This window comes from Stenotrophomonas sp. GD03819 (assembly GCF_029841665.1).
Classification (GTDB): domain Bacteria; phylum Pseudomonadota; class Gammaproteobacteria; order Xanthomonadales; family Xanthomonadaceae; genus Stenotrophomonas; species Stenotrophomonas geniculata.
In genome coordinates this window covers 84,027-99,725 of the sequence record NZ_JAOCEW010000005.1, presented here as the reverse complement: position 1 = coordinate 99,725, position 15,699 = coordinate 84,027, and the positions used below count along the sequence as shown (strand labels likewise).

7 protein-coding genes and 1 other RNA gene are annotated in these 15,699 nt (G+C 66.5%); 6 read left to right on the top strand and 2 right to left on the bottom strand.

The genetic code is table 11. The features are described from left to right. Nucleotides 1-222: 222 nt before the first annotated feature. Nucleotides 223-627 (top strand): DUF6165 family protein, encoded by a 405-nt coding sequence (locus N5D45_RS04605; protein WP_010483869.1) that lies wholly within the window; start codon nt 223-225, stop codon nt 625-627. Between the two features lie 18 nt (nt 628-645). Here N5D45_RS04605 and N5D45_RS04600 read toward each other — a convergent pair whose 3' ends face one another. Next, the gene (locus N5D45_RS04600) at nt 646-1,692 is read right to left on the bottom strand and encodes a glycosyltransferase family 9 protein (protein WP_010483867.1); all 1,047 of its coding nucleotides are present in this window, start codon (nt 1,690-1,692) and stop codon (nt 646-648) included. A 20-nt stretch (nt 1,693-1,712) separates the two neighbouring features. Between N5D45_RS04600 and N5D45_RS04595 the strand changes: the two genes are divergently transcribed. The 3 genes from N5D45_RS04595 to N5D45_RS04585 are packed head-to-tail and all read left to right on the top strand — an operon-like array spanning nt 1,713 to nt 3,615. After that, nucleotides 1,713-2,462, top strand: a complete 750-nt coding sequence (locus N5D45_RS04595; RefSeq protein ID WP_010483865.1) for a 3-deoxy-D-manno-octulosonic acid kinase — start codon at nt 1,713-1,715, stop codon at nt 2,460-2,462. Further along, a complete protein-coding gene (locus N5D45_RS04590) occupies nt 2,462-3,229 on the top strand; it encodes an MBL fold metallo-hydrolase (protein WP_010483863.1) in 768 nt (255 codons plus the stop codon). Before N5D45_RS04595 ends, N5D45_RS04590 begins: the two co-directional genes overlap by 1 nt. Continuing rightward, a complete protein-coding gene (locus N5D45_RS04585; protein ID WP_057502326.1) occupies nt 3,226-3,615 on the top strand; it encodes a nuclear transport factor 2 family protein in 390 nt (129 codons plus the stop codon). Before N5D45_RS04590 ends, N5D45_RS04585 begins: the two co-directional genes overlap by 4 nt. 78 nt (nt 3,616-3,693) lie before the next feature. Here the strand turns inward: N5D45_RS04585 and ffs are convergent. After that, nucleotides 3,694-3,790, bottom strand: an RNA gene (gene ffs, locus N5D45_RS04580) — signal recognition particle sRNA small type. Nucleotides 3,791-4,090: 300 nt separating this feature from the next. Here ffs and sugE point away from each other — a divergent pair. Together sugE and N5D45_RS04570 are read left to right on the top strand one after the other, a co-directional pair. Then, a complete protein-coding gene (gene sugE / locus N5D45_RS04575) occupies nt 4,091-4,408 on the top strand; it encodes a quaternary ammonium compound efflux SMR transporter SugE (protein WP_010483859.1) in 318 nt (105 codons plus the stop codon). A gap of 357 nt (nt 4,409-4,765) precedes the next feature. Continuing rightward, complete coding sequence (locus tag N5D45_RS04570; RefSeq protein WP_279938497.1) at nt 4,766-15,652, top strand: autotransporter-associated beta strand repeat-containing protein; 10,887 nt, start codon at nt 4,766-4,768, stop codon at nt 15,650-15,652. Nucleotides 15,653-15,699: the final 47 nt, after the last annotated feature.

The following is a 15,699-nucleotide window of genomic DNA, read 5'->3' as shown; positions in this document are numbered from 1 at the left end:
GCCGAAAGGCGGCCCTTTTTCTTTATCTGGCGCGGGACGACGCGCGTTGCGCGTCGCCCCACGCGTTGCTGTGCAACGCGTGGGCCCCTCCCTTTGCCGGCCTCTCCCCGCCCCTGTCGGGGCAGCCCCTCAACAGAGGGGCTTGTTCCTCCAGATGGATCTACCTGTCCCATCGCGAGCTGCGGGTTAAACTGCACGCATCACCTGCTGGAGCTTTTCCCCATGACCGCTGAAATCCTCGTCCCCGTTTCTTTCGGCGAGCTGCTGGACAAGATCTCGATCCTGCAGATCAAGTCCGAGCGCATCAGCGACGAGGGCAAGCTGGCCAATGTGCGCAAGGAGCTGTCGGCGCTGGAGCAGACCTGGATGGCACACCCGGCGGCGGTGAAGGACATCGCCAAGCTGCGTGCCGAGCTGAAGACGGTCAACGAGCAGCTGTGGGACATCGAGGACGACATCCGCCTGAAGGAGAAGGCGCAGGCGTTCGATCAGGGCTTCATCGACCTGGCGCGCAGTGTCTACCTGCGCAACGACGAACGCGCGCGCATCAAGAAGGCGATCAACCTGGCGCTGGGTTCGGCGTACGTGGAAGAGAAGTCCTACCAGGATTACGCGCAGCGCGCGTAATCCCCGGCAGCCTGCCGCTCACCCCAGGTGGTCGGCGACGTAGCGTTCGAACGCAGCGATACCGTCTTCGACAGTGATCAGTTCCATCACATCGTCGAACTCGATCTTGGTGCCCCACTTCAGATCCGCGGCCTGCTTGGCCAGGTACTTGCGCGCGGCATCATCGTAGCGGTCCACGCAGTAGCGGCGGTCGGAATAGGGACCGCTGCGGTTCGGGTTGCTGGCCGCATGCAGGCCCAGTACCTTGGCGCCCATCGCGTTGGCGATGTGCATCGGGCCCGAGTCCGGGGTCATCACCAGATTGGCGCGGGCCAGCAGTGCCGGCAGCTGCTTCAAGGTGTCCTTGCCGACCAGGTCCAGTGCCGGCGTGTGCAGCTGGGCCTGGATGGCATCGGCCATGCTGCGCTCCAGCTCGCTGCGGCCACCACACAGCACCACCCGCCAACCGCGCTGTGCGGCATGGTTGGCCACGGCTGCATAGCGGTCTGCATACCAGTTGCGGCGCACGTGGCTGGAACAGGGCGAGATCATCAGTACCGGTCGGCCATCGTCCTGCCATTGCGCGGCGGCCCACTCATACGCGGACTGCGGCACCGCCAGGTCCCAGCTGACCTCGGCCTGGCGCAGGCCAAGGGGTTCACAGAAGCTGCCGATGGCGTCCAGCACATGGATGCCGGGGCGGTCGGGGATGCGCTCGTTGATGAAGAGACCGTGCAGATCCTTCGATCGGCTGCGGTCGTAGCCGATGCGACGCTCTGCGGGAATGAAGGCCGACAGCAGGTTGGCGCGGAACGCCACCTGCATCTGCAGCAGCGCTTCAAAGCGCCCCGGTGGCAGCTGCCTGCGCAGTTCCTTGACCCCGGCCATGCCGCTCTTCTTGTCGTAGGCATGGAAGGTGACGCCAGGCAGGCCGTCGAGCAGCTTGTGGCCGGCCTTGTCGATGATCCAGTGGATCGGCGTGTCCGGACGCGCAGCCTGCAGGGTGCGCACCAGGGGCACCACGTGGGTGACATCGCCAAGTGCGGACAAGCGCAGGAGGCACAAGGAGGAGGACGCTGATGCCATGTGTTGTTAGACTCAATGAAATGGTCGCATTCGACGCCAATGAAGCGCTGACGCCATGCCGCGAGGGTCGCGGCATCGGGGCCATTCTGTTCGACCGCGAGCGGCTGCGGCAAGCCGAGATCGGCCTGTTCTCGCCCCAGCACTGGGGAAGCAGGGCCCGGCCGGTGGGTGAGGGCGGCCGTGGCAGCGCCTGGTTGGTCGATGCGCCGTTCGGCCCCAGCGTGCTGCGCCACTACCTGCGCGGTGGCCTGGCGGCGAAGATCAGCCATGACCAGTACTTCTGGCGCGGCGCGGACCGCACCCGCAGTTTCGCCGAATTCCGGCTGATGCGCGCGCTGCGCGAGAAGAAGCTGCCGGTGCCACGGCCGATCGCCGCGTTCTACATGCGCGAGGGCCTGCGCTACCGGGCCGCGATCCTGATGGAGCGGATCGAGGGTGTCCGTTCGCTGGCCGACCGTGCGCTGGTCGCTGGCCGGGGCGCACCGTGGGAGGAAACCGGGCGGCTGATCGCGCGCTTCCACCGTGCCGGCCTGGACCATGCCGACCTCAATGCGCACAACATCCTGTTCGACGGCAATGGCCATGGCTGGCTGATCGACTTCGACCGCGGGGTGATCCGCATCCCGGCGACCGCCTGGCGCGAACGCAATCTCAAGCGCCTGCTGCGCTCGCTGATCAAGCTGCGCGGCGAGCGCAGCATGGAAGACGTGCAGAAGGACTTCGCGCGTCTGCGCCGCGCCTATGACATGGCCTGGAACCGGGGCACCTGATGGACTGGTCGTTGCGTTTCCTCGGCGTCGGCAATGCGTCGGCGGTCGAGCTGGGGTCGCCGATGTCGGTGATCGAGCGGGACGGGCGTCCGTGGCTGACCATCGACTGCGGCGGTGAAGGCCTGACCGCGTTCAAGGCGCACTACGGCCACATGCCGCAGGCGTTGTTCGTCACCCATGTGCACCTGGACCACGTGGCGGGCTTCGAGCGCCTGTTCGTCGATACCTTCTTCAATGCGCACCGGCGCGGCAAGGTGCGCCTGTATGTGCCTGCCACGGTGGTGCCGCTGCTGCACAAGCGCATCGGGGATTACCCGAACGTGCTGGCCGAGGGCGGCGCCAACTTCTGGGATGCGTTCCAGCTGATCGTGGTGGGTGAGGCGTTCTGGCATGAGGGCGTGCGCCTGGAGGTGTTCCCGGTGCGCCACCATTGGCCGGAGACGGCCTACGGCTTGCGTCTGCAGGGCGCGCTGACCTGGAGCGGCGATACCCGGCCGATTCCGGAGATGCTGGCCCGTTTCGCCAACGACAACGAACTGATCGCGCACGACTGCGGCCTGCACGGCAACCCGTCGCATACCGGTGTGGACGACCTGGAGCGCGAGTACAGCGCCGAGCTGCAGTCCCGGATGATGCTCTACCACTACGCCAGCGTGGCCGATGGTGCGGCGCTGGCCGCGCGCGGTCACCGCGTCGCCCAGCCGGGGCAGTGCGTGCGGTTGGCGAGCCCGACGGCGCCGCACGTGCTGGCGCAGGATCCGCCGTGAGCGGTGTTGGCCAGCCCGTCGACGCGGCGCTGGCGGCCGAACTGGAGGCGCTGGAACGCGCGCTGCATGCGCCGCAGGTGCGGGGGGATCGCGAGTCCCTTGCGGCCCTGCTGGACGAGGATTTCAGCGAGATCGGCAGTTCCGGCCGCTGTTACGACCGTGCAGCTGCGCTGGCGGAGATCCCGCTGGAACGGGCGCAGGTGCGGATCGAATCGGAGCAGTACGCGGTCTCGCTGCTGACGCAAGACCTGGCCCAGGTGCGTTATCGCAGCCGCTACTACCTGGATGGCCAGCCGCAAGGCTGGGTACTGCGCAGTTCGCTGTGGCGCCGGCATGGGGACGGATGGCGCATGGTGTTCCACCAGGGTACGCCGGAAGCGCAGTAGCGCGGGGCCATGCCCGGCAAAGGGCGCCAACCAAGGTTGGCATCTACCAGAGGCGGGGCGTCGCCGGAAAAGGCGATGGCCCCGCCGGCTGACCTCGGCGCCCGCGTCGATCGATACCGTTGCTGCCTTCCGGCCCTGGCGGGATTTTCGACCTAGCGTCGCGAGGGGCCGACGGGGCCACCATAGAGACGTTGGCCGCCCAGTGGGTGGCCGGTTCACCGATCAGGGGAACCAGCGCGCGATGCGCCGGAGACCACAGCCGGACTGCACATCGGCTGGCCGATGGCAGAAGGCAACTATAGCGCAGGCAGGTACATCGACGCCAGCTTCGTGCACTGAATCGGCTGTAACCCGCGTCTGCTGGCAACGCCCCGGCGCGACCGGCGTTGCTAGAATACCGGCCAGGAGGAACGACCTCCCCCACATCGGGAATCAATGACCAGGACGGCCTGGCCCTACCAAGAGGAGGGCTGTCATGGCCTGGATCTATCTGTTGTTCGCCGGCCTGCTGGAAATCGTCTGGGCCGTGTCCATGAAGCAGTCCGAAGGCTTCACCAAGCTCACCCCCACCGTGGTCACGATCATCGGCATGATCGCCAGCTTCTGGCTGCTGGCGGTGGCCATGCGCAGCCTGCCATTGGGTACCGCCTATACGATCTGGACCGGCATCGGTGCGGTAGGCGCGTTCGTGGTCGGCATCGTGTTCCTCGGTGAGCAGGTCAGCCCGATGCGGATCGGTGCAGCGGTCTTGATCGTGTCCGGGCTGGTGCTGATGAAACTCTCCAGCAGCTGAATGCATTTAGTTGAGCGGGGAATGGATTCCCCGCGTCCTGCAGGTATATGCATTTTCGGCAAAGCCATTTTGTCCGCTCGTTTTATTTGACGCACGTCATGAAAATAACGAGCGTGATTCACATGCCGCTGGCGCCATCGGACGCACAGTGCCGCCATTCGTCATGCGAAACCGGGGAGTTTTCGCCTTGACGGACACGCCGGCGCACCTTTTTCAGGGGGCGTCGCGTGAAGATGTGAAGATTTTCAGGAGTTAATGCCGCCAGGCCTTGTTCCCGTATCGGGAGCCGGGATGGGCCGCATCGTCTTCAAAAAACCTGCCCGCAGTGCCATCCGGTCTTTTCATGGAGATTTACCGATGAACCGCATTTACCGTCTGGTTTTCAATCGTGCCCTCGGCGTAATGCAGGTTGCCTCGGAGGTCGCCCAGAATCCCGGCGGAAGTGCGATTACCGCGAAGCGGCCACCGCGATTGCGGGCGCATCAGCTGGCGGTCGCACTGGCAGCCACCTTGGCCAGCGGTTCGGCGTTCGCAGCGTGCACCGGCACAACGACGATCATCTGCGACAACACCCCCAACCCCACCAATTACAACAACCCCGCATCTGGCATCACGCTGCAGGTCAACTCCGGTGCAACGATGCGCTCATCTGCGACCTTGGGCGGCAATGCGGTGACACTGGGGGGCAGCAATGTCACGGTCAACAACAGCGGGCTGATTGATCCCAGCACGCTGCTGCTCGCTTCGGATGGACTGGTGGTCGGCAACAGCTCGGCCAGCGCGATCACTGTCAACAACAACAGTGGCGGCACGATCAACGGTGTATTCAATATCGCTACCTTGCTGGGTTTCGGCGGCCAGGCCATCGTGGCGCAGAATGGGGGCGGTGGCTCTCCCGGCCAGGTCACCACCATTACCAACAATGGCACGATTGGCGTGTCACTGATCGGCCTTGGCAATGTCGTTGATGCGACTTCGGTGGTGACCTATGGCGGGGCAGCCGCCAATGTGACGAATACTGGCAGCATCACCGGGCGGGTGGGATTGGGCTCTTCGTCGGGCAATACCTTCCTCAATGCGGGAACGGTCAACGGCAGCGTGCACCTGGGCGATTCGACCGGTGGTAATACCTTTACCGCCGTGGCCGGATCCACGGTCTCCGCCGGTGGCAGTCTTATCGGGGCCGGCGTGCTCACGGGCGTAACCGGGGTCAAGGTTGCAGCGGCGGGCACTGTCAACGCAGGCGCCGGTACTGGTGCCGCCAGCAATATGCTTGTACTGCAGGACAACGCAAGCAACAACGGCCCGCTATCGAGCATCGGCTGGACCAACTACATCGGCTTCCAGAAGCTGACCGTCAACAGCGGCACCTGGAACCTGCAGGGACCGTGGTCGGGTACCGGTGCGGTGACCCTCAATGGCGGTCTGGCCAACTTCAATGATCCAGGCGCGTTCGGCTTGGGCACAATCACCAGTGCCGGCGGCAGCATCGCGGCGAGCACGGCGGGGCTGACCCTCGCCAACAATTTCTCCCTCGGCAGCGGCCTTGGGCTATCCCTCGGTGGCAGCAACCCCTTCAGTCTGGGGGGCGTGTTGTCCGGTGGGGGTAGCCTCACCGTCACTAATACCGGTGTGGTGACACTGGGCGGTGCAAACCTGTTCAGTGGCGGCGTCAACCTCAATGCCGGTGGCCTGGTGCTGGGCAATGCCGGTGCGCTCGGTAGCGGCAACCTGACCGTTGGTGGCAGCGCCTCGCTGGATACGACGGCGGGCTTCAACCTGGGCAACAACCTGGTGGTCAATGGCGGGGGCTCGCTGAACCTGCTGGGCAGCAATGCGCTGACATTGAGTGGCTCGATTTCCGGTGCCGGCAACGTGACCAAGAACGGTGCCGGCACGCTGACCTTGAATGGCGCCAATTCGCTGACCGGCAGCTTCAACCTGGCTGGCGGCGCATTGGCGCTGGGCGCGGGTGGCAGCCTGTCGCCCACCGGTGCGATCACGCTGGGCGTTGGTACCAGCCTGGATCTTTCAGCGGCGACCAACCAGACCATCGGCTCGCTGGCCGGCCTCGGCGGTTCGGTCAATCTCGGCAGCCACACGCTGACCCTCGGTGGAGTGGGCGATACCAGTTATGCCGGCACGTTCGCCGCAGGCACCGGTGGTCTGATCAAGCTGGGTACCGGCGTACAGACCCTGTCCGGTGTCAATAACCTCAGCGGCGGCGTCGCGCTCAACGGCGGTGGCCTGCTGCTGGGCAACAACGCCGCGTTGGGCAGCGGCACGCTGTCTATCGGCGGCAATGCCACGCTGGATGGCACGACCGGGTTGGCGTTGACCAATGCCGTCGACCTCGGTGCCGGCGCCAGCCTGAATCTGCTTGGCGGGCAGGCGCTCACGTTCAACGGGGTGATCGGTGGCGCCGGCGGCTTGATCAAGGATGGTGCATCGTCACTGACCCTCAACAGCGCCAATACGTTCGGCGGTGGTCTGGCGCTCAACGCGGGCAGCCTGGTGCTGGGCAACGGCGGTGCACTGGGAGCAGGGGCACTGAACGTCGGCGGTGCGGTATCGCTCGACGCCAGCACCGGGCTTACCGTGGGCAATGGCATCACACTGGGCGCCAGTGGTTCGCTCAATGTGCTGGGCTCGAACGCGCTGACGCTGGGGGGTGTCATTGGCGGGGCCGGCAGCCTGGTCAAGAACGGCGCTGCCACGCTGACGCTGGGCGGCGCGAACACGTTCACCGGTGGGCTGGCGGTGAATGCCGGAACGGTGTCATTGACCAGTGGTGGCAGCCTGGCGGCGACCGGCGCGGTCAGCCTGGCCGGCGCGGGCAGCACACTGGATATCTCGCTGGGGGGCAACCAGACCATCGGCGCACTGTCCGGCATCGCTGGCAGCACGGTGACGTTGGGCAGCAGCACGCTGACCTTCGGTGATGCCACCAACCAGACCTTCGCCGGCGTGATCGGCGGCACCGGTGGCCTGATCAAGCAGGGCAGTGGCGTGCAGACGCTGACCGGCGCCAACACCTTCAGTGGTGGGCTGAATCTTGCGGCCGGCGGCCTGGTGCTGGGCAACGCCGGCGCGCTGGGAAGCGGTGCGCTGACGGTCAGTGGCAACGGTTCGCTGGACACCACTGCAGCACTCAACCTGGGCAATGCGATCAACCTTGGCGCGGCATTGACCCTGCCGGGCAGCCAGAACCTGACCCTGGCCGGCAACATCACCGGCACCGGCAGCCTGGTCAAGAACGGTGCGTCGCTGCTGACGTTGAACGGCAACAACACGTTCAGTGGTGGACTGAGCGCAAACGCCGGAAGTCTGCTGCTGGGCAACAACGGTGCGCTGGGTACCGGGGCGCTCAGCGTCGGCGGGAGTGTTTCGCTGGACGGCAGTGCCCCGCTGAGCCTGGTCAATGATGTCGCGCTCGGCGGTGGTGCGCTGCTGACGCTGCCGGGCACACAGGCCATTACTCTGGGCGGCGTGGTTTCCGGCGCAGGTGGCCTGGTGAAGAACGGTGCCAGCTTATTGACCCTCAACGGCGCAAATACCTTCAATGGTGGGCTGACGCTCAACGGTGGTGGCCTGCTGCTGGGCAATGCCGGTGCACTCGGCACGGGCGCACTGAATGTCGGCGCAAGCGCGACGCTGGACAGCAGTGTGGCGCTCAGCCTGGGCAATGCGGTGAATCTGGGCGGAGGCACGGTACTGAACCTGCTTGGCACGGAGAATGTAACGCTGGGCGGTGTCATCGCCGGAACCGGCGAACTGGTCAAGAACGGCGCTTCGACGCTGACCTTGAATGGCCCCAACACCTTCTCCGGTGGTGTCGGCCTCAATGCCGGTGTGCTGCGGCTGGGCAATGCCGGCGCACTGGGCACCGGCGCACTGGATGTGGGTGGCAACGCGTCGCTGGATGCCAGCGCCGCACTGAACCTGGGCAACAGCATCGGCCTGGCCGCAGGTGCCAATCTGACCGTGCTGGGCAGCAACGACCTGACGCTGGGTGGGCCGGTGTTCGGCGCCGGTGGATTGATCAAGGACGGTGCGGCACGGTTGACCCTGAGCGGTGCCAACCTCTATGCCGGCGGCACCACCATCAACAACGGCACGCTGGCGCTGGGGGCCGGTGGCAGCCTGGCGGCGGGCGGCGATGTGACGCTCGGCAATGCCGGCGCGGGCTTTGACATTTCCGCGGCCGGCGGCAACCAGACCATCGCTGCGTTGAACGGCGTGGCCGGAACCGCGCTGACGCTGGGCGGCAATTCGCTGACCTTCGGCAGCAATGCCAACGCCACCTTTGATGGCGTGATCAGCGGCACTGGCGGCCTGGTCAAAACCGGTACTGGCATCCAGACGCTGTCCGGTGCCAACACCTTCAGCGGTGGCCTGGCGCTCAATGGCGGTGGGCTGGTGCTGGGCAACGCCGGTGCGCTGGGGACCGGCGCGCTCGGTGTGGGTGGCACCGTCAGCCTCGACAACACGGTGGCACTGAACCTTGCCAACGCGGTGAACTTTGGTGCCGGTACACAGCTGACGCTGGGCGGTAGCAACGATCTCACCCTTGGTGGCGTGGTGGCTGGCAACGGCAGCCTGATCAAGAACGGTGCAGGCCTGCTGACGCTCAACAACACCAATACCTTCGGCGGTGGCTTGACCTTGAACGGCGGTGGCCTGGTGGTCGGCGCGAACGGTGCACTCGGTTCCGGCACGCTGGCGGTGAATGCCAGTACCACGCTGGATGCAGGCGCTGCGGTGACACTGGGCAATGCAGTCACGTTGGGCTCGGGCGTTGCACTGACGTTGCCGGGCAGCAACGCGCTGACGCTGTCGGGTGTGATCGGCGGCAATGGCAGCCTGATCAAGAATGGTGCCACCACGCTGACGCTGTCCGGTGCCAATACCTACTCCGGCGGTACCACCATCAACGCCGGTACGCTGGCGCTGGGCATGGGCGGCAGTCTTGCCGCAGCGGGTGATATCACGCTGGGCGCAGGTGCTGGCTTCGATATCTCCGGTGCCGGCAGCAGCCAGACCATCGGCGCGCTCAACGGTGCGGGCGGAAGCACGCTGACACTGGGCGGCAATTCGTTGACCTTCGGCACGACCGGCAACGCCGCGTTCGACGGCGTGATCATTGGCGGTGGCGGTCTGATCAAGGTGGGCGCGGGCGTACAGACGTTGTCCGGCGCCAACACCTTTAGCGGCGGCGTGACACTCAACGCAGGCGGGCTGGTCCTGGGCAATGACGCGGCGCTGGGCAGCGGCGCATTGACCGTTGGTGGTGCCGCCACGCTGGATACCACCGGCCTGGCAGCGCTGACCAACAACATCGCGCTCAACGCCGGGCTGACCGTGCTCGGGACCAATGCACTGACGCTCAACGGCGTCCTGTCCGGGGCCGGCAGCCTCACCAAGAATGGCAGCGCGACGCTGACCTTGAATGGCATCAACACCTACACCGGTGGCACCAACATCAACGCCGGCACGCTGGCGCTGGGGGCCGGTGCCAGCCTGGCGGCGAGCGGTACCGTGAACCTCGCCACCGGCGCCACGCTGGATCTGTCTGCCGGCAGTGGCACGCAGCAGTTCGGCACGCTGGTCGGCAACGGTACGGTAAACCTCGGTGCCAACTCGATCGAGGTCGGTGGCGCCACCAATGGCACCTTCAGCGGCTCGATCGCAGGCACGGGTGGCCTGACCAAGGTCGGTGCCGGTATCGAGACGCTGACCGGTGCCAATACCTACACCGGCGGGACCTTCATCAATGCCGGCACGCTGGCGATTGGTCCGGGCGGCAGCCTGGCCGCCAGCGGCGCTGTGACGCTGAGCGCTGCAGGCACCGGCTTCGATATCTCCACCGCAGGGGCCAGCCAGACCATCGGGTCGTTGAATGGCGTGGCGGGCTCGACGGTGAGCCTGGGGGCACAGACGCTGACACTCGGTGGTGTGGGCAACAGCCTCTTCGATGGCGCGATTTCCGGCACCGGTGGCCTGGTCAAGAATGGCGCCGGCATCCTCACGCTGGGCGGCGCCAATCTGTTCAGTGGTAGCGTTGCACTCAACGGCGGTGGACTGGTGGTCGGCAACAACGCTGCGCTCGGCAGCGGTGCGTTGACGGTCGGAAGCAACGCGACACTGGATGCATCGACCGGCGTCAACCTGGCCAACAACATCAACCTAGCTTCGGGTGCCAATCTCGACCTGCTCGGCAGCCAGGCGCTGACACTGGGCGGTGTGATTTCCGGCACGGGCGGGCTGATCAAGGACGGTGCGGCCACCGTAACCCTGAGCGGTGCCAACACCTACACCGGGGGTACCACCATCAACAGTGGCACGCTGGCGATCGGTGCCGGTGGCAGCCTCGCCGCAACCGGCGCGGTGAACCTGGCCGGCACCGGCACGCTCGACATCTCGGCGGGCAACCAGGCCATCGGTTCGCTGGCCGGCGTGGCCGGCAGCACGGTGGCACTGGGCGGCAGCACGCTGACCCTGGGTGGTACCGTGGACAGCACTTTCAACGGTGCGATCAGCGGCAATGGCGGCCTGATCAAGAACGGCGCAGGCGTGCAGACGCTCAATGGCGCCAGCACCTTCAGCGGTGGCGTGGCGCTCAACGCAGGTGGCCTGGTGGTCGGCAACAACGCTGCGCTGGGCACCGGTGCGGTGACGGTTGGAGGCGCGGCTACGCTCGATTCGAACTCCGCGGTGACGCTGGCCAACAACTTCATCCTCAACAACGGATTGACCGTACTCGGCAGCAACAACCTCACCCTCAACGGCAACCTGAGTGGTACCGGCAGCCTGACCAAGGAGGGAGCAGCGACGCTGACCTTGAACGGCACCAATACCTATACCGGTGGCACCAACATCAACGCCGGTACGTTGGCACTGGGCGCCGGCGCGAGCCTGCACGCCAGTGGCATCGTCAACCTGGCCTCGGGTGCGACCTTCGATCTGTCGGCGGGTAGCGGTACGCAGCAGTTCGGTACCCTGATCGGCAGCGGTACGGTGAATCTGGGCGCGAACACGCTTACGATCGGAGGCGCTACCAATGGCACCTTCAGTGGTTCGGTGGCGGGCACCGGCGGCCTGGTCAAGGAAGGTTCGGGCACCCAGACGTTGACCGGCACCAATACCTTCACCGGTGGCACCACCATCAACGCTGGTACGCTGGCGATCGGCGCCGGTGGCAGCCTGGCTGCCACGGGTGCGGTGAATCTGGCCAACGCCGGTACCGCCTTTGACATCAGCGCGGGTGGCCCGCAGGCTATCGGCTCGCTGGCAGGCGTGGCCGGCAGCACCGTGGCGCTGGGTGGCAGCACGCTGACACTCAATGGCGTGGGCAACACTACGTTCGCTGGTGACATCACCGGCACCGGCGGCCTGGTGAAGAACGGCGCTGGGATCCAGGGCCTGACCGGCAGCAATACCTTCAGTGGCGGCGTGGCACTCAACGCCGGTGGCCTTGCCTTGGGCAACAACGGTGCACTGGGAACCGGCACGCTGACCGTGGGCGGCAATGCCAGCCTGGACGGCACCACCGCGCTGACCCTGGCCAACACCGTGCAGCTGGCCAGCGGCACGCTGACCCTGGCCGGCAGCAACGCGCTGACCTTGAACGGCCCGATCAGCGGTGCTGGCGGCCTGCTGAAGGATGGCGCAGCAACGGTCACCCTGGGCGGTGCCAGCACATATACCGGCACCACCACCATCAACAGCGGCACGCTGGCGGTGGCGGCCGGTGGCAGCCTGTCCGGTGCCAGCACGGTGAACCTGGCCGGCGCCGGCACGTTGGACATCAGTGCCGGTGGCAGCCAGAGCATCGGAGGCCTGGCCGGCGTGACCGGATCCGGCGTGGTGCTGGGCGGTGCGACCCTGACCACCGGCGGCAACAACGGCAGCACCACCTTCGGCGGTGTGCTCAGTGGCACCGGCGGTCTGGTGCAGAGCGGTACCGGCACGCTGACCCTGAGCGGCGACAACGTCTATACCGGTGGCACCACCATCAACGGTGGTAGCACGCTGCAGATCGGCAACGGTGGCAGCACCGGTTCGGTGCTGGGCGACATCACCAACAATGGCAGCCTGGTCTACAACCTCGGTACCACGGCAACCGTGGGCGGCGTGGTCAGCGGCAGCGGCGGCCTCACCCAGGCTGGCAGCGGCACACTGGTGTTGACCGGCAACAACACCTACACCGGCGGTACCACCATCAATGCCGGTGGCACGCTGCAGGTCGGCAATGGCGGTGCGACCGGTGTGATCGTCGGTGACATCACCAACAACGGTGTGCTGGTGTCCAACGTGGCCGGCAACACCACGCTGGGCGGCACCATCAGCGGCGCCGGTGGCCTGACCCAGGCCGGTGCCGGCACGCTGACCCTGACCGGCAACAACACCTATACCGGCGGCACCACCATCAATACCGGTGGCACGCTGCAGGTCGGCAATGGCGGTGCGACCGGCGCGATCACCGGCAACGTCGCCAACAACGGCAGCCTGGTGTTCAATGTCGGTGGCAACACCACGGTCGGCGGTGCGATCAGTGGCACTGGCGCGCTGACCCAGGCCGGTGCTGGCGTGCTGACCCTGGTCGGCAACAACAGCTACACCGGCGGCACCACCATCAATGCGGGTGGCACGCTGCAGGTCGGCAACGGCGGCGCCACAGGTTCGATTGCCGGTGACATCACCAACAATGGTGCGTTGATTTCCAACGTGGCCGGCAATACCGCGCTGGGCGGCACCATCAGCGGTACGGGTGGCCTGACCCAAGCGGGCAGTGGGTCGCTGGTGCTGACCGGCACCAACACCTACACCGGCGGTACCACCATCAATGCCGGTGGCACGCTGCAGCTTGGCAACGGCGGTGCGACCGGCTCGATCGTGGGCGACGTCACCAACAACGGCACGCTGGTGTCCAACGTGGCGGGCAACACCACGCTGGGCGGCACCATCAGCGGCAGCGGCGGCCTGACCCAGGCCGGCAGCGGCACGCTGACCGTGACCGGCAACAACACCTATACCGGCCCGACCACCATCACTGCCGGTGGCACCCTGCAGGTGGGCAATGGCGGCGCGACCGGTGCGATTGGCGGCAGCGTCACCAACAACGGCAGCCTGGTGTTCAACGTGGGTGGCAACACCACCGTCGGCGGCGCCATCAGCGGCAGCGGTGGCCTGACCCAGGCCGGCAGCGGCACGTTGATCCTGGGCGGCAACAACACCTATACCGGTGGCACCACCATCAACACCGGTGGCACGCTGCAGGTTGGCAACGGCGGCGCGAGCGGTGCCATCGCCGGCAACGTCAGCAACAACGGCAGCCTGGTGTTCAACATCGGTGGCAACACCACCGTTGGCGGCACCATCAGTGGCAGCGGTGGCCTGACCCAGGCCGGCAACGGCACCATCACGCTGACCGGCAACAACACCTACACCGGCGGCACCACCATCAATGCAGGTGGCACGGTGCAGGTCGGCAACGGCGGGGCCAGCGGTTCGGTCACCGGCAACATCACCAACAATGGTGGCCTGATCATCAACACCGGTGGCACCACCTCGCTGGGCGGCACCATCAGTGGTGGTGGCAGCATCGTGCAGGCCGGCCCGGGGGGCCTGAACCTGGGCGGCAACAGCGGTGGCTTCAGCGGTACCGGCCAGGTCACCGGCGGTGGTCTGAATGTCACCGGCAACATCGGCGGCCAGTGGACCATCGGCAGCGGCACCACGCTGTCCGGCACCGGCACCATCGGTGGCGCCGGCGGTGGCGTGACTGTATCCAGCGGCGGCGTGCTGTCGCCGGGCAATGGTCCGGGCAACGGCAGCGGTGCGGGCAATGGCACCGGCACGATCACGGTGGGGGGCAACCTGACCCTGTCGCCGGGCAGCACGCTGGGCATCGATCTGGGTGCCACCGGCAGCGACACGGTGCAGGTGGGCGGCAGTGCCAACGTGGCTGGGAGCACCGTGCAGGTGAACACCATCTCGCCGAGCACCAGCTACCAGCAGGGCCAGCAGTACACCGTGGTCAACGCGGGCGGTGGGGTGAGCGGGCAGTTCGCCTCGGCGACCACGCCGTCGGCCTTCCTGACCATCACCCCGGTCTACACCGCGAACACGGCCAACCTGCAGATCGACGTGGCGCAGACCGCGGCATTCACCACGGCGGCGAAGACGCGCAACCAGTACAACACCGCCGCAGCGCTGGACAGCCTGCCGCAGAGTGGTTCGGCACTGGGCCTGTACAACACGCTGCTGATGTATGACGCGGGTACCGCGCGCGCTGCCTTCGACCAGCTGTCCGGTGAAGTGCATGCGGCCAGCCGCGCGGTGCTGCTGTACGACAATTACCTGGAAGAGGGTATCCGCCAGCGCCTGGGCAGTGAGCTGCCGACCGTGCGTGGTGAGCGTGCTTCGGCGTGGCTGGCCGGCAGTGGCAAGGTGTTCCGCCAGGACGGTGACGGCAACGGCGATGACATCCGCTCCAACCGCAATGCGCTGATGGCGGGCGTGGACTGGCAGCTGGGCGAGCACGTGGTGCTGGGTGCGGCCGCAGGCAACGAGCGGCTGGATACGCGCCTGTACGATCGCAGTTCGCGGGCCCGCCTGCGTGGCAACACGTTCGGCCTGTATGCACAGGGCCAGTGGAACAACGGCTTCGCGGTGGGGGGCAGCGTATCGCGCGGTGACTACCGTACGCGCACCACGCGTGAGGTGCCGCTGCTGGGCCAGACCTTGTACAGCCGCCAGGACTCGGACGTGACCATCGCGCAGGTGGAGGGCAGCTGGACCTGGACCCATGGCAGGACCCAGCTGCAGCCGTACGTGCAGTTCACGAAGCACTGGGTCGACAGCGATCGCGCAGTAGAGCAGGGTGGCACTGCTGCACTGGAGCTGGAAGGCGGCAAGGACACGCTCAATGTCAGCACCGTGGGCGTGCGTGGACGTTGGGATGTGGGCAGCGGCGAGCGCTTCCCGGCACAGCTGACGGTCGGCCTCGGCTGGCAGCACGCCTCGGGTGACACCGATGTGGCCAGCCGCAACCGCTTCGCCGTCGGTGGCAACGCGTTCGACGTTTACAGCGCGGTGATGGCACGCAATGCGCTGGTCAGTCAGGTGGGCGTGGCGGTTGGGCTCGGCCGCAACAGCCAGCTGTCGATGTTCGTGCAGGGCCAGCACGGCGATGGCCGCCGTGATGTTGGCGGGCAGATCAACCTGCGCGTAGGCTTCTGAGGGGAGCGGGCCAGCGGTAGATCCACGCCCTGCGTGGATGGGGCCGG